At 69.8% G+C, this 20,679-nt stretch carries 16 protein-coding genes; 12 read left to right on the top strand and 4 right to left on the bottom strand.

The window, feature by feature from the left end:
- Positions 1-132 precede the first annotated feature (132 nt).
- The 7 genes from ACZ7OH_RS09300 (at position 133) to ACZ7OH_RS09270 (ending at position 9,515) form a co-directional block, all read left to right on the top strand.
- Positions 133-2,124: an NPCBM/NEW2 domain-containing protein gene (locus ACZ7OH_RS09300; protein ID WP_470280413.1), complete on the top strand. Its 1,992-nt coding sequence runs from the start codon at positions 133-135 to the stop codon at positions 2,122-2,124.
- A gap of 560 nt (positions 2,125-2,684) precedes the next feature.
- Positions 2,685-3,830, top strand: coding sequence for a BMP family lipoprotein (locus tag ACZ7OH_RS09295; protein WP_470280412.1), 1,146 nt, complete (start codon positions 2,685-2,687; stop codon positions 3,828-3,830).
- Between the two features lie 78 nt (positions 3,831-3,908).
- Complete coding sequence (locus ACZ7OH_RS09290; RefSeq protein ID WP_470280411.1) at positions 3,909-5,480, top strand: ABC transporter ATP-binding protein; 1,572 nt, start codon at positions 3,909-3,911, stop codon at positions 5,478-5,480.
- The gene (locus ACZ7OH_RS09285) at positions 5,477-6,574 is read left to right on the top strand and encodes an ABC transporter permease (RefSeq protein ID WP_400900464.1); all 1,098 of its coding nucleotides are present in this window, start codon (positions 5,477-5,479) and stop codon (positions 6,572-6,574) included. Before ACZ7OH_RS09290 ends, ACZ7OH_RS09285 begins: the two co-directional genes overlap by 4 nt.
- Positions 6,574-7,851, top strand: coding sequence for an ABC transporter permease (locus ACZ7OH_RS09280; protein ID WP_470280410.1), 1,278 nt, complete (start codon positions 6,574-6,576; stop codon positions 7,849-7,851). Before ACZ7OH_RS09285 ends, ACZ7OH_RS09280 begins: the two co-directional genes overlap by 1 nt.
- Positions 7,852-8,241: a cytidine deaminase gene (locus ACZ7OH_RS09275; RefSeq protein ID WP_125307342.1), complete on the top strand. Its 390-nt coding sequence runs from the start codon at positions 7,852-7,854 to the stop codon at positions 8,239-8,241. It begins immediately after the preceding gene.
- Positions 8,238-9,515 carry a thymidine phosphorylase gene (locus ACZ7OH_RS09270; protein WP_470280409.1) on the top strand — a complete coding sequence of 426 codons (1,278 nt, stop codon included), beginning with the start codon at positions 8,238-8,240 and terminating at the stop codon, positions 9,513-9,515. The genes ACZ7OH_RS09275 and ACZ7OH_RS09270 overlap by 4 nt, the downstream gene beginning before the upstream one ends.
- 106 nt (positions 9,516-9,621) lie before the next feature.
- Here the strand turns inward: ACZ7OH_RS09270 and ACZ7OH_RS09265 are convergent, their stop codons facing one another.
- Positions 9,622-10,713, bottom strand: coding sequence for a PA containing protein (locus tag ACZ7OH_RS09265; protein ID WP_470280408.1), 1,092 nt, complete (start codon positions 10,711-10,713; stop codon positions 9,622-9,624).
- 213 nt (positions 10,714-10,926) lie between these two features.
- On the opposite strand from ACZ7OH_RS09265, the gene ACZ7OH_RS09260 reads away from it, so the two are divergent.
- Positions 10,927-12,021 (top strand): adenosine deaminase, encoded by a 1,095-nt coding sequence (locus ACZ7OH_RS09260; RefSeq protein WP_470280407.1) that lies wholly within the window; start codon positions 10,927-10,929, stop codon positions 12,019-12,021.
- A gap of 100 nt (positions 12,022-12,121) precedes the next feature.
- Entirely contained in the window at positions 12,122-13,333 is a 1,212-nt protein-coding gene (locus ACZ7OH_RS09255; protein WP_470280406.1) for an MFS transporter, read from the top strand.
- 136 nt (positions 13,334-13,469) lie between these two features.
- Here ACZ7OH_RS09255 and ACZ7OH_RS09250 read toward each other — a convergent pair whose 3' ends face one another.
- Positions 13,470-14,726 carry a primosomal protein gene (locus ACZ7OH_RS09250; protein ID WP_400900453.1) on the bottom strand — a complete coding sequence of 419 codons (1,257 nt, stop codon included), beginning with the start codon at positions 14,724-14,726 and terminating at the stop codon, positions 13,470-13,472.
- Between the two features lie 147 nt (positions 14,727-14,873).
- On the opposite strand from ACZ7OH_RS09250, the gene ACZ7OH_RS09245 reads away from it, so the two are divergent.
- Positions 14,874-17,393 (top strand): DEAD/DEAH box helicase, encoded by a 2,520-nt coding sequence (locus ACZ7OH_RS09245; protein WP_470280405.1) that lies wholly within the window; start codon positions 14,874-14,876, stop codon positions 17,391-17,393.
- 21 nt (positions 17,394-17,414) lie between these two features.
- On the top strand, positions 17,415-18,452 hold the full coding sequence (locus ACZ7OH_RS09240; RefSeq protein ID WP_470280404.1) for a C45 family autoproteolytic acyltransferase/hydolase: 1,038 nt from the start codon (positions 17,415-17,417) through the stop codon (positions 18,450-18,452).
- A gap of 219 nt (positions 18,453-18,671) precedes the next feature.
- Here the strand turns inward: ACZ7OH_RS09240 and ACZ7OH_RS09235 are convergent, their stop codons facing one another.
- Complete coding sequence (locus ACZ7OH_RS09235; protein ID WP_470280403.1) at positions 18,672-19,217, bottom strand: NADPH-dependent F420 reductase; 546 nt, start codon at positions 19,215-19,217, stop codon at positions 18,672-18,674.
- A 66-nt stretch (positions 19,218-19,283) separates the two neighbouring features.
- Here ACZ7OH_RS09235 and ACZ7OH_RS09230 point away from each other — a divergent pair, with 66 nt between their 5' ends.
- Positions 19,284-19,607: a winged helix-turn-helix transcriptional regulator gene (locus ACZ7OH_RS09230; protein ID WP_470280402.1), complete on the top strand. Its 324-nt coding sequence runs from the start codon at positions 19,284-19,286 to the stop codon at positions 19,605-19,607.
- 54 nt (positions 19,608-19,661) lie between these two features.
- Here the strand turns inward: ACZ7OH_RS09230 and ACZ7OH_RS09225 are convergent, their stop codons facing one another.
- Positions 19,662-20,642: a sugar-binding transcriptional regulator gene (locus ACZ7OH_RS09225; RefSeq protein ID WP_470280401.1), complete on the bottom strand. Its 981-nt coding sequence runs from the start codon at positions 20,640-20,642 to the stop codon at positions 19,662-19,664.
- Positions 20,643-20,679 lie beyond the last annotated feature (37 nt).

Genomic DNA, 20,679 nt, shown 5'->3' with positions numbered 1-20,679 from the left:
CTCTGAGAAATCTCATATCTGATGCACTACGCCAAAAGGCTGGCTGAGTCCGTCAATCATTGACCAACTTGCGCGCTGTTCTTACTGTCGCTCGCACAGACATCGGACCTTTCACGATGGGGTGACGTTCTGGTGAGACGACTCGGCCTGGTGATCGCCGTCGCGGCGCTGCTGCCCGTGGTGGCGGTCACTCCCGCGCAAGCGCTGCCGGACGGACTGGCGATGACGCCGCCGATGGGCTTCAACAACTGGAACACCACCGGGTGCGCCGTCGACGAGCAGCTCATCCGCGACACCGCCGACCTCTTCGTCGACAAAGGACTCAAAGCCGCCGGTTACCAGTATGTAAATGTCGACGACTGCTGGGCCGAGCCGGCGCGGGACGCCGAAGGACGCATGCAGGCGAACAAGGCGCGCTTCCCCAGCGGCATCAAGGCGCTCGCCGACTACGTCCACTCGAAGGGCCTCAAGTTCGGCATCTACACGAGCGCGGGCACGCTGACCTGCGCGAAGACCCAGCCCGGCGCGTTGGACCACGAAGACGTCGACGCGCAGACGTTCGCGGACTGGGGTGTCGACTACCTCAAGTACGACAACTGCAACAACCAGGGCCGTCCCGCGCTCGAGCGCTACACGAAGATGCGCGACGCGCTGAAAAAGACCGGTCGCCCGATCGTGTACTCGCTTTGCGAGTGGGGCGAGAACAAGCCGTGGACGTGGGGCGCGGACGTCGGCCACCTGTGGCGGACCACCGGTGACATCAAGGACAACTGGGCCAAGATGCTCCAGATCCTCAAGGCGAACGCGCCGCTCGCGCCGTACGCCGGGCCCGGCCACTGGAACGATCCCGACATGCTCGAGGTCGGCAACGGCGGCATGACGACCGACGAGTACAAGTCGCACTTCTCGCTGTGGGCGATGATGGCCGCGCCGCTGCTCATCGGCGCCGACCTGCGCAAGGTGTCCCCGGCGAACTTCGACGTCCTGCGCAACACCGAGGTCATCGCGCTCGACCAGGACCCGCGCGGGGTCCAGGCGCGCGTGCTGTCCAACCAGGACGGTCACTGGGTCTTCGCCAAGCCCCTCGCCAACCGCGACGTCGCGGTCGCCCTCTTCAACGAGACGACCTCGAGCGCCGCGATCGGCACGACCGCCGCGGCCGCCGGCCTCCCGAAGGCCCTCGGCTACACCGCGCGCGACCTCTGGGCCCGCCGCGACCTCCAGACCGCCGGACGGCTCTCCGCGGTCGTCCCGCCGCACGCGACCGTGGTCTACCGAGTCCACGCCGGTGGCGCGTGGCTGCGCGCCGAACCGCTGGTCAGCACCGGCCTCGAGCTGGCCGCGCCCGTCCCCGGCGTCCCGGGGGAGATCACGCCCGCCGGGAAACCCTTCGAGGTGACGGTGTCCGCGACCGACGAGGCCCGCGTCCCGGTGTTCGACCCGCGCGTCACGCTCACCGCGCCCGCCGGCTGGCGGGTCGAGCAACTGGCCCGGCCTCGGGAGTTCGTGCTGGGCACCGGCGACACCGCCGCCGGGCGCTGGCGCGTGACCCCGCCGTCCGGCACCGAAGGCACGACAGCGGTTCTGCGCGGCGGCGTCACGTACCTGGCGCTCGGCTTCGGGCAGCGGAGCTGGGCCGGCGAGCAGGCGCTGACCGTGCCGGTGGCGCCGCCCGCCGCGCCGGCCTGGGCGAGCGACCTGCGCTGGGCGGCCGAGAAGAACGGCTACGGCCCGGTCGAACGCGACATGTCCAACGGCGGAATCCCGGCCGGCGACGGCAAGCCGCTGACGATCAACGGCGTGGTCTACCCCAAGGGGCTCGGGGCCCACGCACCCAGCGAAGTCGTCTTCTACCTGGGCGGGCGCTGCACGGCGTTCACCGCCGACGTCGGCGTCGACGACGAACGCGAGGCGACGAACAAGCAGGGCTCGACGACGTTCGAGGTCTACGCCGATGCCACGATGGCGGCCTCGACGGGCCTGCGGACCTGGCAGGACCCGGCGCTGCCCCTGGTGGCCGACTTGCACGGGGCCCAGTACCTGCGGCTGGTCGTCACCGACGGCGGCGACGGCAACTCCTACGACCGCGCCGACTGGGCCGCCGCCCGGCTCACCTGCGCCTGAGTGCCCGCTCCGGCTCGGTGGCGCGATCTCGTCGGCCGTGGGACCGACTTCCGGCGCCGGAGCGGGGAGCGCGACCCGGTCTGCCTCGCAGCCCGGATTCGCCACTCAACACGGGTTGTCACGCGTTCTCGGGGCGCCGGTCCCCTTGGCCGCCGGTCGCCCGGTGCGGCCGCGCAAACCCACCGTCAAGCACCGTCCACCGCCCGGAAGCGGGCCGCCGCGCGGCTCACCTGCGCCTGAACCGCTGTCATCTCACAGAGTGACCGGGCTGGCCCAACTTTCGGTCAGCCCGGCACGCTGAGTGACACAAAGTGGCATTTAGGCCGTCCCAGGGCGCGGCCGCCCGGCGAAAGTAGCGCCGAACGGGTCCTCATGATCACGTTCGGTGTCCAGTTCGTCGCGCGCAAGGCTCCTGAGTAAACGTTTGTGTTACGTAGCGTGCCGTTCCTATGGCGCATTCCTGTCCGTTGGGTACGGTCTGGCGGTCGACCCGGCAGTGGGCCGGGTCGTGCCCTGATCGTCCGCTGGATCAGCGGGGAGGGAGAAACACGTTGCGTCGCATGCGTGGAACCGCGCTGGCCGCCGTGGCCATGGCCGGGGTGCTCACCCTGGCCGGGTGCGCCAAGGACTCCGGCGGTGGTAACAGCTCGAACAACACCGCGGCTTCGTCGGGTGGCGGCTCGGACTGCGTCACCGCGCAGAAGCCGCCCGCGGCCCCCGCGGCGTCGAGCAGCACGGCCGCGGCCGGTGGCAAGGTGGACGGCAGCAAGCTGAAGATCGGCCTGGCCTTCGACGTCGGCGGCCGGGGTGACGCGTCGTTCAACGACGCCGCCGCCGCGGGCACCGACAAGGCGAAGTCCGACCTCGGCGTGACGACGGTGAACGAGAGCACCGCGTCCGCCAGCGAGGCCGAGTCGGCCAAGCAGCAGCGCCTCGACCAGATGGCTTCGCAGGGCCTGAACCCGATCGTCGCGGTCGGCTTCGCCTACGCCGACGCGGTCAAGGCCGTCGCGGCCAAGTACCCGAACACCAAGTTCGCGATCGTCGACGACGACTCGATCACGCTCCCGAACGTGACGCCGCTGGTCTTCGCCGAAGAGCAGGGCTCGTTCCTGGCCGGCGTCGCCGCCGCGTACAAGAGCAAGAGCTGCCACGTCGGCTTCGTCGGCGGCGTCAACACCCCGCTGATCCAGAAGTTCGAGGCGGGCTTCCTGCAGGGCGCGAAGACGGTTTCGTCCAAGATCAAGATCGAGGACGAGTACCTCACCCCGGCCGGCGACTTCTCCGGGTTCCAGGACCCGCCGAAGGGCAACGCCAAGGCCGCGGCCGAGATCGCCAAGGGCGCGGACGTCATCTACCACGCCGCCGGCGCCTCGGGTAAGGGCGTGTTCGACGCCGCCAAGGCGGGCAACGCGCTGGCCATCGGCGTCGACTCCGACCAGTACAACCAGAAGACCGTCGCCGCCGACAAGGACGTCATCATCACGTCCATGCTCAAGCGCGTCGACGTCGCGGTGTTCGACTACATCCAGGCCGTCGCCAAGGGTGACCTGAGCGTGCTGCCGAAGCGGTTCGACCTCAAGGTCGACGGCGTCGGCTACGCCACCTCCGGTGGCAAGGTCGACGACATCAAGGACGTCCTCGACGGGTACAAGGCCCAGATCATCTCGGGCGCGATCTCCGTTTCGGACAAGCCGCAGAAGTAGCTCACAACGTGTCCGGGGCTCGGAGGAATTCTCCTCCGGGCCCCTCACGCGTTCCAGAGATATGGAATCCTCCCGCCCATGAGCACAGCCGAGGCCCCGGCCGAGGCCGTCCCCGACCGGGGCGTCCCCGCCGTCCAGCTGACCGGGATCACCAAACGGTTCCCGGGCGTGGTGGCCAACTCCGACGTCAACCTCACCGTCGCCGCGGGCGAGGTGCACGCCATCTGTGGCGAAAACGGCGCCGGCAAGTCCACCCTGATGAAGATCCTCTACGGCATGCAGCCGCCGGACGAGGGCACGATCGCGATCAACGGCACCGAGGTGAAACTGCGCAACCCGCAGGACGCCATCCGCGCCGGCATCGGCATGGTGCACCAGCACTTCATGCTCGCCGACAACCTCACCGTCGGCGAGAACGTCTTCCTCGGCGCCGAGGCCCTGCACGGCATCGGCCGCGCGGCCCGCGCCCGGCTGGCCGAGCTCGCCGAGCGGACCGGGCTGCACGCCAAGCCCGACACGCTGCTCGAAGAACTGGGCGTCGCCGACCGCCAGCGCGTCGAGATCGTCAAGGTGCTCTACCGCGGGGCGAAGATCATCATCCTGGACGAGCCGACCGCGGTCCTCGTGCCGCAGGAGGTCGACGCGCTGTTCGCGACCGTCCGGGAGATGAAGGCCGACGGCTACACCTTCCTCTTCATCTCGCACAAGCTCGACGAGGTCCGCGCGATCGCCGACACCGTCACGGTCATCCGGCGCGGCACCACCGTCGGCACCGCGGACCCGAAGACCATCACCTCGCGCCAGCTCGCGGAGATGATGGTCGGGTCGGAGCTGCCCAGCCCGGAGACCCGCGAGTCCACGGTCACCGACCGGGACGTGCTGCGGCTGACCGGCCTGACGCTCGGCGCCGAAGGCTCGGACCGCAACGCGCTCGACGACGTCACCTTCACCGTGCACGCGGGCGAGGTGCTCGGCGTCGCCGGCGTCGAGGGCAACGGCCAGACCGAGCTCGTCGAGACGATCATGGGCATGCGCAAGCCGTCCGGCGGCACGATCGAACTGGTCGACGCCGAAGGCAAGGCGCGTGACCTTACCAAGGCGGGCACGCTGGCGCGTCGCGAAGCCGGCATCGGCTACATCGCCGAGGACCGCACGCGGCACAGCCTGCTGCTCACGCAACCGTTGTGGGTCAACCGGATCCTCGGTTACCAGACTCGCGAGCCGGTCTCCAAGGGCCAGCTGCTCGACATCGCCGGCGCCCGCGCCGACACCGAGCGGATCGTGCGCGAGTACGACGTCCGCACGCCGGGGATCGACGTCCCGGCCGCGGCGCTTTCGGGCGGCAACCAGCAGAAGCTGATCGTCGGGCGGGAGCTGTCCGGCGACCCGGTGCTGCTCATCGCGTCGCACCCGACCCGCGGTGTCGACGTCGGCGCGCAGGCCCTGATCTGGGAGCAGATCCGCCAGGCCCGGGCGGCGGGCCTCGCTGTGCTGCTGATCTCCGCCGACCTCGACGAGCTGATCGGCCTGTCCGACACGATCCGGGTCATGCTGCGCGGGCGCCTCGTCAGCGAGGCCGACCCCGCCACCGTGACGCCGCAGGAACTGGGTTCGGCGATGACCGGCGCCGGAGAGGGTGACGAAGAATGACCTCCTGGCGCACGAAACTGCTGCCGCCGCTGCTGGCGATCGTCTTCGCCGTGCTGCTGTCGGCGATCGCGCTGATCATCTCCGGGGCCGACCCGCTGCAGGCGTACGGCACGATGATCGGCCAGATGTTCAAGGGCTCCACCGCGGTCGACACGGTGAACCTGGCGACCGTCTACTACCTGTCCGGGCTCGCGGTGGCCATCGGCTTCCAGATGAACCTCTTCAACATCGGTGTCGAAGGCCAGTACCGCTTCGCCGCCGTCGTCGCCGCCATCGCCGGCGGTGCCATGAAGCTGCCGCCGGTCATCCACGTCATCGCGATCCTGGTGGTCGCGGTCGTGGCGGGCATGGCCTACGCGGCGGTCCCGGCGATCCTCAAGGTGACCCGCGGGGTCAGCGAGGTCATCTCGACGATCATGCTCAACGCGATCGTCGCCGGCATCATCGCGTTCCTCATCAACGCCGACCAGTTCGGCGTGCAGCGCGGCAACAACATCGGCACCCGCGTGATCGAGCCGTCCGGCCGGATCCCGGGCATCCCGCTCGGCTCGGGCACGCTGTTCGGGTTCGTCGTCATCGCCGCGCTCATCGGCGGCGCGTACTGGTTCATGCTCAACCGCACGCGGTTCGGCTTCGAGCTCAAGGCGTCCGGCGAGTCCACCACCGCCGCGGCCGCGGGCGGCGTCAGCGCCAAGAAGATGACGCTGATCGCGATGCTGCTCTCCGGTGGTGTCGCCGGCCTGGTCGCGATGCCGGAGCTGCTCGGCCGCGACTACAGCTACGGCATCACCGCGACCCAGATGTACGGCTTCACCGGCATCGCCGTCGCGCTGCTCGGCCGCAACCACCCCGGCGGCATCGCGCTCGGCGCGCTGCTGTGGGCGTTCCTCGACACCTCCGCGGTGTCGCTGGAGCAGATCAACGTGTCCAAGGAGATCGCGACGATCATGCAGGGCATCATCGTGCTGTCGGTCGTCGTGGCGTACGAAGTCGTGCGCCGGGCCGACCTCGCGGCCGAACAACGCAAGGTGGGCCGCGCGCTCGGCGGCAACGGCCGCAAGGGCGCTTCGGTCGCCGAAGGAGGTGCGGTCTGATGGCCGTCACCGACTTCACCCGGCCGGAACCGGGTGCCGGCACGACGATGCCGGTGCACCGCAAGCGGTCCCGGGTCCCCGGCTGGCTGCGCGGCGTGATCTGGGCCGTGATCGCGATCGCCGTCATCTCGACGGCGTCGTACTCCACCGGCGTCTCCGCGCTGACGTCGTCCAACACCGCGTCGACGGCGTTGCGCCTGGCGCTGCCGATCCTGCTCTGCGCGCTGGGCGGCCTCTGGGCCGAACGCGCGGGCGTGGTCAACATCGGTCTCGAGGGCATGATGATCCTCGGGACCTGGGGCGCCGCCTGGGGTTCGTACTACGGCGGCGTGTGGTCCGGCCTGCTGGCCGCGCTGCTGTTCGGTGCCCTGGGCGGGCTGCTGCACGCGGTGGCGACGGTGACGTTCAACGTCAACCACATCGTCTCCGGCGTCGCGATCAACCTGCTCGGCCTGGGTGTCACGAAGTACCTGGCGAACCTGATCTTCGCGCCGATCTCCGGCAACCCGCGGCAGTCGCCGCCGGTGCCGAAGTTCGACACCTACTCGGCGACGTTCCTTTCGGACTGGCTGGGCGATCTGGAGAAGCAGCAGCGCGTCGGGATCTCCGACGTCGCCGGCATCCTGCGCGGCCTGGTCACCGAGGTGGCGCCGCTGACGGTGATCGCGATCATCCTGGTGCCGGTGAGCTTCTGGGTCCTGTGGAAGACGCGCTTCGGCCTGCGGCTGCGCTCGTGCGGCGAGAACCCGGTCGCCGCGGAGTCCCTCGGCGTCAACGTCTACCTGCACAAGTACGTGGCCGTGATCATCTCGGGCGCGTTCGCCGGCATGGGTGGCGCTTCGCTGGTGCTGCTGCGCGGCGGCGCGGACTACCTGGAGAACCAGACGAACGGCCGCGGGTACATCGGTCTCGCGGCGATGATCTTCGGCAACTGGCGGCCGGGCGGCCTGCTCGGCGGCGCGGCGCTGTTCGGCTACGCGGACGGCCTGCAGCTCGCCGGCGGCGGCGAAGCGGTGCTCGCGCTGCTGTACGGCGCGGTGATCCTGGTCGCCGTGATCGTCGTCGTGCAGCTGTTCCGTCGTCAGTGGATCGCGGCGGGGCTCGGCGTCGTCGGCGCCGGCGTGCTGTACGCGATCTACTGGTCGAACGACACGCTGCCGTCCGACCTGATCCCGTACACCGCGCACTTCGTGACGCTGATCGTGCTGGCGGTGGCTTCGCAGCGGCTGCGGCCGCCGAAAGCCGACGGCCAGCCGTACCGGCGGGGTGAGGACTGAGTGTCTACTGTGGACTGGGACGCGCTGCGCGCGCAGGCCATCGAGGCTGCTTCCCATGCGTACGCGCCTTATTCGGGCCTGCACGTCGGGGTCGCGGGGATCGTCGACGACGGACGTGTGGTCACCGGGTGCAACGTCGAGAACGCGTCCTACGGCCTCGGGCTGTGCGCGGAGTGCACGATGGCCGGGCAGCTGCGGCTGTCCGGCGGGGGTCGTCTCGTCGCGGTGGCGTGTCGCAGCGGCGCCGGTGACCTGCTGATGCCGTGCGGGCGCTGCCGCCAGATCCTGTTCGAGCTGGGCGGTTCTGCTTGCCTGGTGGACACGCCGAGCGGCATCCTGCCGATGTCGGACGTGCTGCCGGACGCCTTCGGCCCGGACGACCTGCCGTGAGCGGGTTCGCGGCGGTCGACGTCATCCGGACCAAGCGCGACGGCGGTCGGTTGACCGACGAGCAGATCGACTGGGTCGTCGACGCCTACACCCACGGTGTCGTCGCCGAAGAGCAGATGTCGGCGCTGGCCATGGCGATCTTCCTGAACGGGATGTCCGCCGCCGAGATCTCGCGGTGGACGCACGCGATGATCTCCTCCGGCGAGCGGCTGTCGCTTTCGGTCTCCCGGCCGACGGTCGACAAGCACTCCACCGGCGGGGTCGGCGACAAGATCACGCTGCCGCTGGCGCCGCTGGTGGCGGCGTGCGGCGCGGCGGTGCCGCAGCTGTCCGGGCGCGGGCTCGGCCACACCGGCGGCACGCTCGACAAGCTGGAGTCGATCCCGGGCTGGCGCGCTTCGCTGTCCACCGCGGAAATCCAGGCGCAGCTGGAGGACGTCGGCGCGGTGGTCTGCGCGGCGACGTCCGGGCTCGCGCCGGCGGACAAGAAGCTGTACGCGCTGCGGGACGTCACGTCCACTGTGGAGTCGATCCCGCTGATCGCCAGCTCGATCATGAGCAAGAAGATCGCCGAAGGGGCGTCCGGGCTGGTCCTGGACGTGAAGTTCGGGTCGGGCGCGTTCATGAAGTCGCTTTCCCAGGCACGCGAGCTGGCTTCGACGCTGACGTCGATCGGCCGCGACCACGGCGTCCCGACGACGGCGTTGCTGACCGACATGAACGTCCCGCTGGGCCGGGCGGTCGGCAACGCGGTGGAGGTCGCGGAGTCGGTTTCCGTTCTGCAGGGCGGCGGCCCTTCGGACGTCGTCGAGCTGACTCTCGCCCTGGCGCGGGAGATGCTGGCCCTCGCCGGTCTCGACGTGGACCCGGCGGCGGTGCTGGCTTCGGGCGAGGCGTACGAGACGTGGTGCCGGATGATCTCCGCCCAGGGCGGCGACCCGGCGGCGCCGCTGCCGACGCCTTCGCACGTCCACACGGTCGTTGCTCCGGTTTCGGGCGTGCTGGCTTCGCTGGACGCGTACGCGGTGGGTGTCGCGGCGTGGCGGCTGGGCGCGGGCCGGGCCCGCAAGGAGGACCCCGTCCAGGCCGCGGCGGGCGTGCTGTGCCTGGCCAAGCCCGGCGACGCGGTGTCGGAGGGCGACCCGCTGCTGGAGCTGCACACGGACACCCCGGACGTGGTCCCGGCGGCCCTGTCCGCTCTCGAGGGTGGCTTCACGATCGCTTCGTCGGCACCCGAGCCGGGCCCGATCGTCGTGGAGACCATCCGCGGCTAGCTGGGCTGTGATGATCGTCGCGAAGGTGATCACCCGCCCGAGTGGCATCTGAAGTATGAAGAAGGCCCCCGCCGGATCCCGGCGGGGGCCTTCTGCACAGTGAGTCCTACTCCGTGGCTTCTTCGGAGCCTTCGCCCGTCTTGCCCTTCACGTCCGCGGCCTTCGGCGCCCGGCCGTTGCGCGAGCTGCGACGCGGCTGGCGCGGGGCCGGCGGGGGCGGGGAGATCTGCTGGACCGCCGGACCGCCGCCGAGCATCAGCTCCGCGAAGGTCGCCATCGCCTCGTCGAGCTGGCCGCCGATGCGGCGGACGCTCTCGTCGTTGCTCCTGCGGACCAGCGTGTCCACCGAGTCGGTGTCCGGCTGCTTGGACAGCGTGCCCTCGACCTTGGCCAGGCCGCTCTTGACCGCGCCGTCGAGGTCGCCGAGGCTCGACAGGAAGCCGTCCTCCACCTTGTCGAGGCGGCCGGCCAGCTCGTCGAGGCGGGTGGTGACCGTCTCGAGCCGGTTGCCGAGGTTCTCCAGGCGGTCCGAGGCGTCGATCATCTCGCCGGTTTCGGTCAGCGCCGTCTTGAGTGCCTCGGTGTTCGCGCCGATCCGCTCCTTGGTGGCGCGGTCCAGCTCGTCGACCTTCGCGCGCAGCTCGTGGTCGGCGGTGTCGACGCGCTCGCGCAGCGTCGACTCGGCCTGCTCGATCCGCTCGCGGACCGGGCCGTGCACCGACTGCGGCAGCGAGTCGAGCTTCGCGTCCTGCTTGTCGAGGTGGCCGCCCAGCTCGTCGAGCCGGCGGTGGATGTTCTGGAGCTTGTCCTCGAGCCCGTCCATCCGCCCGGCGACGCCCTCGAACCGCGCGGCGACCCCGTCGAGGCGGCCGTCGAGCTGCGCGAAGGGCTTGGCGAGCTTGTCGACGATGCTCTCGACCGCGCGGGTCAGCGCGGCGATCGCGTTGTCCTGGGCCTCGAGGCGCGACATCGTCTCGTCGAGGCGCTCGGCCAGGACGCTGACCTCGGTGCGGTCGGGCATCTCGGAGAGCCGCTTGCGGACCGCGCCCAGCGAGTCCACCGGCGCGAGGCGGGCGTAGATGTCGTCGAGCGCGTCGAAGATCTGCTGCTGCTCGCTCTCACGCACTTCGGCCGCGCGCACCAGCATGTTGCGCATCCGGTCGAAGGACGGGGCGGCAATGTGGTTGTCAGTGGTCACTGCTGTGTGTCCTTCGTCGGCGGGGAAATGGAGGGACGTGCCACGAAGCTTATCGATTGCAAAAATTGCTGTCTGTATGGCCCCCGTGAAGAGCCTATTGCGGAGGCTGCCCCCGGATGGCCGATTCGTCACATGATCGTCAACGCTGAGGGTTAGCCCGAGCCTGAGACTTACGGCCATGTAGGGGAATGACAACGAGGTTACCGTTGGGGGATGCCTGACGAAAGCCCTGTTCTGACCAGCGAGACACTCCGCCGCGCGCCCAAGGTCCTCCTGCACGACCACCTGGACGGCGGCCTCCGCCCGGCCACCGTCGCCGAGCTCGCCGACGCCACCGGTTATGCCGGTCTGCCCACCACCGACCCGGCCGAGCTGGGCACCTGGTTCCGCCGGGCGGCCGACTCCGGCTCACTCGTTTCCTACCTCGAGACCTTCGCGCACACGTGCGGAGTGATGCAAACGGAGGAAGCGCTGGTCAGGGTCGCGGCGGAGGCAGTGGAGGACCTGGCCGCCGACGGCGTCGTCTACGCCGAGGTGCGCTACGCACCGGAGTTGTTCGTCGAACGCGGTCTGTCACTCGATGCGGTGGTCGAGGCCGTCCAGGCGGGGTTCACGGAGGGCACTCGCCGCGTGGCCGCGAACGGCGGCAGCATCCGCGTCGGGACGTTGCTCTGCGCGATGCGCCAGCACGCCCGCGCCCTCGAGATCGCGAACCTGGCCGTCCGCTACCGCGACGCCGGCGTGGTCGGGTTCGACATCGCCGGCCCCGAAGACGGATTCCCGCCGACCCGCAATCTCGACGCTTTCGAGTATTTGCGCCAGAACAATGCGCATTTCACCATTCACGCGGGAGAAGCGTTCGGTCTGCCGTCCATTTGGGAGGCGATTCAGCACTGCGGAGCCGAACGGCTCGGGCACGGCGTGCGGATCGTCGAGGACGTCAAGACCGACGCGGACGGCACGGTCCACCTTGGACGGTTGGCCGCGTACGTCCGCGACCGTCGCATCCCGCTGGAGATCTGCCCGTCGTCGAACGTCCAAACAGGCACCGTCCGCTCGATCGCCGAGCACCCGCTCGCCCTGCTCAAGCGGCTGCGCTTCCGGGTGACCGTGAACACGGACAACCGGCTGATGAGCGGATGCACGATGACCAGCGAATTCACCACTCTGCACGAGACCTTCGGGTACGACCTCGACGACTTCCGGTGGTTCACGATCAACGCGATGAAATCCGCGTTCATCGATTTCGACGCCCGGCTCGCGCTGATCGACGACGTCATCAAGCCCGGGTACGCCGCGCTGCGCTGACCCGCCCGCTAAGGACCGCAAGCCGCTTGCGGTCCTTAGCCATGCCAACTATCGTTCACTATATAGGAAGTTGTTCTCAAATAGTGAGACGGTGGGGACGATGGCGCAGGTCGCGAAGGGTCCGGTCGAGCAGCTGCACGCGAGTTCCCGTCGGTGGCTCATCCTCGCGCTCGGCCTCGCCGCGCAGACCGCGAGCTGCTCGTTCCTCTACGGCATCCCGTTCCTGGTCCCGGCCATGCGCGACGCGGAGGGGCTGACGCTGGCGGAGGCCGGCACGGTCGTCGCGGCGCCGAGCATCGGTCTCCTGTTCACCCTGATCGTGTGGGGCGCGGCTGCGGACCGTTACGGAGAGCGTCTGATCATGGCCCTCGGACTGGGGGCCTCGGGGTTACTCCTGGTGTACGCCGGGGTAGGAACTCACCCGGTCGGGCTGCTCTTTGGGGTGTTCTTGGCGGCGGGTGCGTGTACGGCTTCGGTGAACGCGGCGAGCGGTCGCGTTGTGATGGGCTGGTTCGCGAAGTCCGAGCGCGGCGTGGCGATGGGGATCCGCCAGACGGCCCAGCCGCTCGGCGTGGGTGTCGCGGCGCTCGGGCTGCCGCCGCTGGCCGCGCACTTCGGGTTCCGCGCGGCGGTGCTGCTGCCGGCCGGGCTGGCGATCGTCGTCGCGCTGCTGGTGGCGTGGCTGGTGACGGACCCGCCCCGGCCGCCGCGGCCGGCTTCGGGGGAGAAGCCGACTTCGCCGTACCGGCACGCGACGCTGTGGCGCGTCCACGGCGCGAGCGCGCTGCTGGTGGTGCCGCAGTTCGCGGTATCGGCGTTCGCGCCGGCGTACCTGGTGGCGGTGCAGCACTGGAGCCCCCTGTCCGCGGGCTGGTTCCTGGCGGTGGTCCAGGTGCTGGGCGCGGCGGGCCGGCTCGGGTCGGGCTGGTGGTCCGACCGCGTCGGCAGCCGGCTGCGGCCGATGCGTCAGCTGGCGGTGCTGAGCTGCCTGGTCATGCTGCTGGTGGCGGTGGGGGACGCGACGGGGCTGTGGCTGGTGCTGCTGGCGCTGGCCTTGGCGGGGATCATCACGGTGGCGGACAACGGCCTGGGCTTCACGGCATCGGCGGAGCTGGCGGGCCTGGCGTGGTCGGGCCGCGCGATGGGGACGCAGAACACGGGCCAGAACATCGCGGCCTCGCTGACGCCGCCGCTGCTGGGCCTGGTGATCGGCGACAGCCGGTACGCGCTGGCGTTCTGCGTGGCGGCGGTGTTCCCGGCGCTGGCGGTGCTGGTGGTCCCGGTCCGGGCGGAGCCCGCTTCGGAGGAGTGACACCCGCTCCGGGCGGCGTTGAGGTCAGGCGCGGCCACTCGGGCGCGCTGGGGTCGCCCTGACCCTCCGCCTGCACCCCGGACACGACGAAGGCCGCCTCCCCAACCACGGGAGGCGGCCTTCGTGAGCCGAAAGGTCAAGCCACCGTCAGGCGGTTCTCGAAACCCTCGACGAGCTTGCGCCACGCGCTCTGCTCCGCGTCGAACGGCGCCGACGGCTCGAGGCGCGTCGGGTCCGGGCGGAGCACGAACGACACCAGCCAGCCCAGGCTCTCGTTGCCCGCCAGCGCCGTCTCGGCCGAGTCGTCGCCCGCCCAGTCCGCCGCGTCCGTGATCAGCTCGACCGCCAGCTCCAGCTGCGTCGGGTCGATCGACTCCGGGCCCTCCGCGATGTCCGCGTCCAGGCCCGTCAGCACGTACGTGTTCTCCGGGTCGACCTCGATCTCGAGCTCGCCGGCCGTCGCCTTGGCCAGGACTTCGTCCCACGTGGACACGTCCGCGAGGTCCGTGTCGGCGAGGTCCTTGCCGTCGGCCAGCGCGCGGACCAGGGCCTTCTCCGACGTGAACACGTCGATCTCGCCCTCGCTGCCCAGGAACACCGGGGTGTCGTCCAGGTAGCAGCGCAGCGTGTAGTACTCCGCGCCGGACGTGATGATCTTGATCGGGTCGATGCCCACCTCGGCCCAGAAGCCGACCGGGCCCTCTTCTTCTTCCTCGTCGTCTTCGGAAGCCGAGTCCAAAGCCTCGAGGTCCTCTTCACCCTCGGCGCCGGCCTCGGCCTCCGCGGACTCCTCGTGGAACGCCGCCAGCTCCTCGGCCGTCTGCTCGAGGACCTTCTCGTCGACGTCCGGCACCGTCACCAGCCCGTCGATCGCGTCCAGGACGGTGTCCCACTTCGTCGACACCGTCTCGGACAGGTCGTTCCACACCTGGACGCCGACGCTCCCGGTGAACGGGAGGGTGCCCTGGTCCAGCAGCGAGAAGCCTTCGGTCGAGTCGAGGATCTCGTGCACCTCTTCGAGGTCGCAGACGTCCGCGAGCGACCGCACGATGCCGACGATCTCCGCCAGCTCGGCGATGTGCCAGACGTCCGGCTCCTCGGCGACGAGCTCGGGCACGCCGACGAGGTCGTACGTGTGGTCCTCGTCCGGGATCAGCTCCGGCACGTTCAGCGACGGCACGGCGTCCCACGCCGGGTGGTCGATCAGGTCGTGCCGCTCCGACGTGCGGACGAAGGCGGCCAGGTGCGCGGCGTCCGGGAAGGCGTACAGGTCGTCCTCGTCGCCGAGGAACGCTTCCCACTCCTCGCCGTCTTCCCGCCAGCGCGGGGCCCACAGGGTGACGACGTCGCCCTGCGGCAGCCCGAGTTCGATCGGGATGATGTCCTGTGCCATTCCTAAGCCCTCCGGTGTACCGCCCGTGTGCGCGCGACACCGTATCTCCCGGTCGAAGCGCGGTAACGCGAAGCCTACGGGTTTACCACTCGCGATGCGATCGCCCCTGCCGACTTTGCGACGAGCGGATGGCACGATGGACGTCTGATGACACTCACCGACCTCCTGCCTGCGGATCCCGACCCCGACGCCCTGTTCGAAGCCTTCACGACCTGGACGGCCGACCGGGGCATCGAGCTGTACCCGGCGCAGGAGGAGGCGGTGATGGAGATCGTCTCCGGATCGAACGTCATCCTCTCGACGCCGACCGGCTCCGGGAAGAGCCTCGTCGCCGTCGGCGCGCACTTCACCGCGCTCGCCCAGGGCCGCCGCAGCTACTACACCGCGCCCATCAAAGCCCTCGTCTCGGAGAAGTTCTTCCAGCTCATCGAGATCTTCGGGGCCGACAACGTCGGGATGATGACGGGTGACTCCAGCGTCAACCCGGACGCCCCGATCATCTGCTGCACGGCCGAAATCCTGGCGAACATCGCGTTGCGGTTCGGTGCCGAGGCGCCCGTCGGGCAGGTCGTCGCCGACGAGTTCCACTTCTACTCCGAGCCCGACCGCGGCTGGGCGTGGCAGGTGCCGCTGCTGGAACTGCCGAAGGCCCAGTTCGTCCTGATGTCGGCGACCTTGGGCGACGTGTCCTTCTTCGAGAAGGACCTGACGCGCCGCACCGGCAAGCCGACCGCCGTCGTCACGTCGGCGCAGCGCCCGGTGCCGCTGACCTTCCGGTACGCGCTCACGCCGCTGCACGAGACGATGTCCGAGCTGCTCAACGGCGGCCAGGCACCCGTCTACGTCGTGCACTTCTCGCAGGCCGCGGCCATCGAGCGGGCGCAGACGCTGATGAGCATCAACGTCACGACGAAGGCCGAGAAGGAGTCCATCGCCGAGCTGATCGGCGACTTCCGCTTCTCCGCCGGCTTCGGCAAGACGCTCTCGCGGCTGGTCCGCCACGGCATCGGCGTCCACCACGCCGGCATGCTGCCCAAGTACCGGCGGCTGGTCGAGACCTTGGCCCAGTCCGGGCTGCTCAAGGTGATCTGCGGGACCGACACCCTCGGCGTCGGCATCAACGTACCCATCAGGACGGTGGTCTTCTCCGCGCTGACCAAGTACGACGGCGTCCGCCAGCGCCATCTCAAGGCGCGCGAGTTCCACCAGATCGCCGGCCGTGCCGGGCGGGCGGGCTACGACACCGACGGCTACGTCGTCGTGCAGGCACCCGACCACGTCGTCGAGAACGCGAAGGCACTGGAGAAGGCGGGCGACGACCCGAAGAAGAAAAAGAAGATCGTCCGGAAGAAGGCCCCGGAGGGGTTCGTCAACTGGACCGAGAGCACGTTCGACCGGCTCATCGCGGCCGACCCCGAGCCGCTGACGTCGAGCTTCAAGGTCACGCACTCGATGCTGCTGAACGTGATCTCGCGGCCGGGCAACGCGTTCGACTCGATGCGCCACCTGCTGGAGGACAACCACGAGGACCGCGCGTCGCAGCGCAAGCTCATCCTGCGCGCCATCGCGATCTACCGCGCGCTGCTCGCCGCCGGCGTCGTCGAACGACTGTCCGAACCGGACGAGCAGGGCCGGATCATCCGCCTCACCGTCGACCTGCAGTTCGACTTCGCGCTCAACCAGCCGCTTTCGCCGTTCGCGCTGGCGGCGATCGAGCTGTTCGACCTCGAGTCGCCGAGCTACGCGCTCGACGTCGTATCCACTGTGGAATCCACTGTGGACAACCCGCGACCGGTGCTGTCGCAGCAGCAGTTCAAGGCGCGCGGCGAGGCCGTGAACGCGATGAAGTCCGAGGGCATCGAGTACGACGAACGGATGGCGCTGCTCGAGAACGTCACGTACCCGAAGCCGCTGGAGGAGCTGCTGCAGGGCGCGTTCCACAGCTACCGGCAGGGCCACCCGTGGGTCGACGACTACGAGCTCTCGCCGAAGTCGGTCGTGCGCGACATGTACGAGCGCGCGATGAACTTCGTCGAGTACATCGGGTTCTACCAGCTCGCGCGGTCGGAAGGCCTGGTGCTGCGCTACCTCGCCGACGTCTACGACGCGCTGCGCCACACGGTGCCCGACGAGGCGAAGACCGAGTCGCTGCAGGATCTCATCGAGTGGCTCGGCGAGCTCGTCCGGCAGGTCGACTCGAGTCTGCTGGACGAGTGGGAAGCGCTGCGGCACCCGACGGAAGAGGGTCCGCCGTCGCACCAGCCGCCTTCGACGCCGTCGGGCGTGACGCGCAACGAGCGCGCGTTCCGCGTCCTGGTGCGCAACGAGCTGTTCCGCCGGGTCGAGCTGTTCGCGCGGCGGGCGTGGTCGGTGCTCGGCGAGCTGGACGCGGCGTCCGGTTGGGACGCCGACGCGTGGCAAGACGCGATCGAGGACTACTTCGAGGAGTACGACGCGCTCGGCACCGGCCCGGACGCGCGCGGCCCGAAGCTGCTGATGATCGACCAGCAGCCGGACGTCTGGAAGGTCCGCCAGATCTTCGACGACCCGGCGGGCGACCACGACTGGGGCATCAGCGCGGAGGTCGACCTGGCGGCGTCCGACGAGGCGGGGATGGCCGTGGTGCGCGTGACGGAGGTGGGCGCACTGACCGTTGCGGATTCCTGACTGGTCAGTCATCGTGATCCCATGGTGGCGACAGTGCGGGAGCACCGCATCGGCGACGTGCGCTGGACGATCGTCCGAGGTCCCCGGGAAGCCGCTTTCCACGCGCTGGGCGCGCACGCCGCGGCGGACATCCGGACCGTTTTGGACGGTCTGCCGTCGTGGCCGGTCGTGTCACGGGCCCGGCGGTCGCCGGTGCTGTTCCGCGCGATCGAATCGGCGTCGCAGGTCGAGCACCCGGACGCGTACGCCGAGCTGACGGCGCTGGCGGCGGGCGCGGGAGTGCCGTTCGACGACCTGCTGCTGGCCAACCTGCGCGGCGACTTGGGCGAGGGTGACGGGACGGGCTGCACGGACCTGGCGTTCGCGCCTTCGCTGCTCGGCCACAACGAGGACGGCGCCCCGATGTTCGACGGGATCGGCCGCCTGCTGACGCTGTTGATCGACGGCGAGCCGGGCGTGTGCGTCTGGTGGTACCCGGGGTTCCTGCCGTCGAACACGTTCACGCTGACGACGCACGGGCTGGTGTGGGGGATCGACAGCGTGAGCGTGGTGAAGCCATCGCCGTGCGCGGGCCGCCACTTCGTGGCGCGCTCGGCGCAGCGCGCGTCCGGGTTGGCGGAGGCGGTGTCGCTCCTGCGTTCGCGTCCTTCCGCGGGTGGGTTCGCCTATACGATGGGTCAGATTGGTTCGCCTTCGGTGACGGTGGTCGAGACGGCGGGGCACGAGACCGCCGTGACCACTGTGGACAGTGGGTTTGCTTGGCACACCAACCATTTCCGTCGGTTGTCGCCCTCGTTGGATGCGGCTTCCGAGGAGAGCTTGGCTCGCGCCGAGGTGTGTGCGCACCTGGATCCGATCGCTCCGGACGCGAAGTGGCTGGTTTCGGCGTTGACTCAGGATGTGCGGCGGGACGCCGTCGGCGGTGATCCGCTGATGACGTTGAGCACGGTGGTGACGGATTTGGCCTCGGCAGAGGTGACGGTGGTCCCGCGCGGCGGGGCGCCGTTGCGCGCCCGTGCGGCGGATCTGGCGTCGGGAAATGTCGAAGCGGTGGGCTGAATCGCCCGGCGCCGGTCTCGCGCGAGTTATCCACATCGGGTTCGGTTGTCCACAGATTCGGCTGGTCACCCTTTTGTGCAGGTCAGAGCCGATAGACTGGACTAGGGACGTCCCCCCAGAGGAGGGCGGGGGCGCGCTCGTGCGGCGTCGGCGGCATCGACGGGAGCGTCCGGCTGGCAGGCGCGGACGCCACCGCCATCGAGTACGGCCTCTGCCCCCTCAAGCCATCGGCGTCAGGATCGCCTGGGCGTCTTCGCCCGCGAACCACAGCCCGATGACGAACGCGGCCGTGGCCTCCAGCAGAGCCGCGCGGTCCAAGCCGCCCGCGGGCACCGGCTTCGCGCCGATGTCGCGGACCAGTGTGCTCACCGCGTCCAGCGCCGAAGGGTCGTCGCCGCACAGCGGGACCGATAGTGGGCGGCCGTCGAACACTGGTGGCGTCATCCGCCAGACGTCCACGTGGGCCAGGTTGAACGCCTTAACCACGTTGGCCTCCGTCACGATCCGCGAGGCCACCGGGGCGCCGGTCAGGGCCGGGTCGTTGGTGCAGTCCACCAGGACCTTTCCGGCCAGCGGCCCGGCCTTAGCGAGCACCTCGCCGATCGCCGCCGCGGGGATGGCGAGGAGGACCACCTCGGCGAACGCGGCCACCTCGCGCCACGTTCCCGTCTTGCGGCCCGCCACCCTGATTTCGTGGCCCGCGCGCGCCCACTGGGTGCCGAGCGCGTCCGCCATCGCGCCGGTGCCGAAGATCCCGATCCGCATGCCGCCTCCTTGTGCTTGGCTGTCCAGCACGACGGTAGGAACCCGGGAAGGAACCGAACGGTAACCATGGACTTCCTCGCCGACTGCCGGACGCGGCTCGCGTTCGACCTGGTCGCCAACACGTGGAACCCGGTGGTGCTCTGGGCACTGCGCGACGGCCCGCGCCGGCACGTCGACCTGCGGCGAGCCATCGGCGGAATCAGCGCGAAGGTGCTCACGGAAACCCTGCGGCGCCTGGAGTTCGACGGGCTCGTCGAGCGCCGCGAAGGCGCGTACGCGCTCACGGCGTTGGGTTCAAGTTTCCTGGAGCCGATCGAGGGCTTCGGACGGTGGGCTGCCGAGCACGGCGACGACGTCGTCGCCGCTCAAGACCGAGCACGATCAGCGTGACCAATGACAACGCCGGTGGAGTACGGAAACCGGCCGCCCGTACTCCCGCGGTTGTCACGAAGGCGGGTTCTTCGCCGCCAACGCCAGCAACGGCACCGCCGCCGCCGCGTCGGTGATCAGCGTTGACACCATTCCCGACCTCAGGACCGCGTCCACCGCCGCCGCCTTCGGGCGGCTGTAGCCCAGCGCGATCACCTCCGGCACCGCCATCAGCTCCTCGTGGCTGATCGCCAGCACATGATGAGCCAACCCGGTCGACAAAGCGTTCCCCGAAGCATCGAACAACCGCGCTGCCACCTCCGCCGTCGCCCCGCGGGCCGCGATTGCCGCTCGCTCGGCTTCGTCCAGCGCGTCGTACACCGTCGACTCGCCCGGCTGCCACGCGCCGATGCTGACCACCGCCTTGGTCAGCGACCGGAACTGGCCGAACGTCTCCGCGATGCCCGGCTGCCGCCGCAACGTCTCCGTCGTGCGGCGGTCCGGCAGCACCAACGGCCCGAAGATCGGGTACGCGTCGCCGCCGGACACCGAGGTCACGCGGCTGACCGTCTCGACCGACCGGCCGCGCATGTCCATCCCCGCCTGCACCCCGCACAGCTGGACGATCGGGCACCGCGGCAACGACCGGATCGCCTCGGTCATCGCGTTCACCGACCGGGCCCACGACAGGCCGATCACGTCCGACGGCGTCGCGATCTCCTCCAGCAGCCGGGCTGCCAGCGTCCCGATCTTGGCCCGGACGACCTCCCGCGGCTCGCGCTCGGTTGAGCGTTCGAGCACGAGTGCCTGCTTCAGGCCGTACGCCGAGCGCACCTCGTCCGACAACGCCAGGTCCACCGGCGCCGGCAGCGAGAACTCCACCCTGACCAGCCCGGACTCCATGGCCGTGTCGAGCATCCGGGCCACCTTGAACCGGCTGACGCCGAACTCGTCGGCGATCTCCAGCTTGGAGCGTCCCTGCACGTAGAAGCGCCGGGCGACGGTGGCGAGCAGCATCGCTTCCGTGAGCGAGGCACCCTTGCGAGAAGCGCTCATCTGAGCACTATAGCGCGAAATCTGCCCGAAAGGTTGA

This window comes from Amycolatopsis sp. NPDC114478 (assembly GCF_055633805.1).
This window is presented reverse-complemented; position numbering and strand designations above follow the sequence as displayed.

Bases quoted from the DNA above. Each gene is read 5' to 3' on its own strand.
- ACZ7OH_RS09295 (WP_470280412.1), top strand. From the start codon at position 2,685: ATGCGTGGAACCGCGCTGGCCGCCGTGGCCATGGCCGGGGTGCTCACC.
- ACZ7OH_RS09290 (WP_470280411.1), top strand. From the start codon at position 3,909: ATGAGCACAGCCGAGGCCCCGGCCGAGGCCGTCCCCGACCGGGGCGTC.
- ACZ7OH_RS09285 (WP_400900464.1), top strand. From the start codon at position 5,477: ATGACCTCCTGGCGCACGAAACTGCTGCCGCCGCTGCTGGCGATCGTC.
- ACZ7OH_RS09280 (WP_470280410.1), top strand. From the start codon at position 6,574: ATGGCCGTCACCGACTTCACCCGGCCGGAACCGGGTGCCGGCACGACG.
- ACZ7OH_RS09260 (WP_470280407.1), top strand. From the start codon at position 10,927: ATGCCTGACGAAAGCCCTGTTCTGACCAGCGAGACACTCCGCCGCGCG.
- ACZ7OH_RS09255 (WP_470280406.1), top strand. From the start codon at position 12,122: ATGGCGCAGGTCGCGAAGGGTCCGGTCGAGCAGCTGCACGCGAGTTCC.
- ACZ7OH_RS09250 (WP_400900453.1), bottom strand. From the start codon at position 14,726: ATGGCACAGGACATCATCCCGATCGAACTCGGGCTGCCGCAGGGCGAC.
- ACZ7OH_RS09245 (WP_470280405.1), top strand. From the start codon at position 14,874: ATGACACTCACCGACCTCCTGCCTGCGGATCCCGACCCCGACGCCCTG.
- ACZ7OH_RS09240 (WP_470280404.1), top strand. From the start codon at position 17,415: ATGGTGGCGACAGTGCGGGAGCACCGCATCGGCGACGTGCGCTGGACG.
- ACZ7OH_RS09235 (WP_470280403.1), bottom strand. From the start codon at position 19,217: ATGCGGATCGGGATCTTCGGCACCGGCGCGATGGCGGACGCGCTCGGC.
- ACZ7OH_RS09230 (WP_470280402.1), top strand. From the start codon at position 19,284: ATGGACTTCCTCGCCGACTGCCGGACGCGGCTCGCGTTCGACCTGGTC.
- ACZ7OH_RS09225 (WP_470280401.1), bottom strand. From the start codon at position 20,642: ATGAGCGCTTCTCGCAAGGGTGCCTCGCTCACGGAAGCGATGCTGCTC.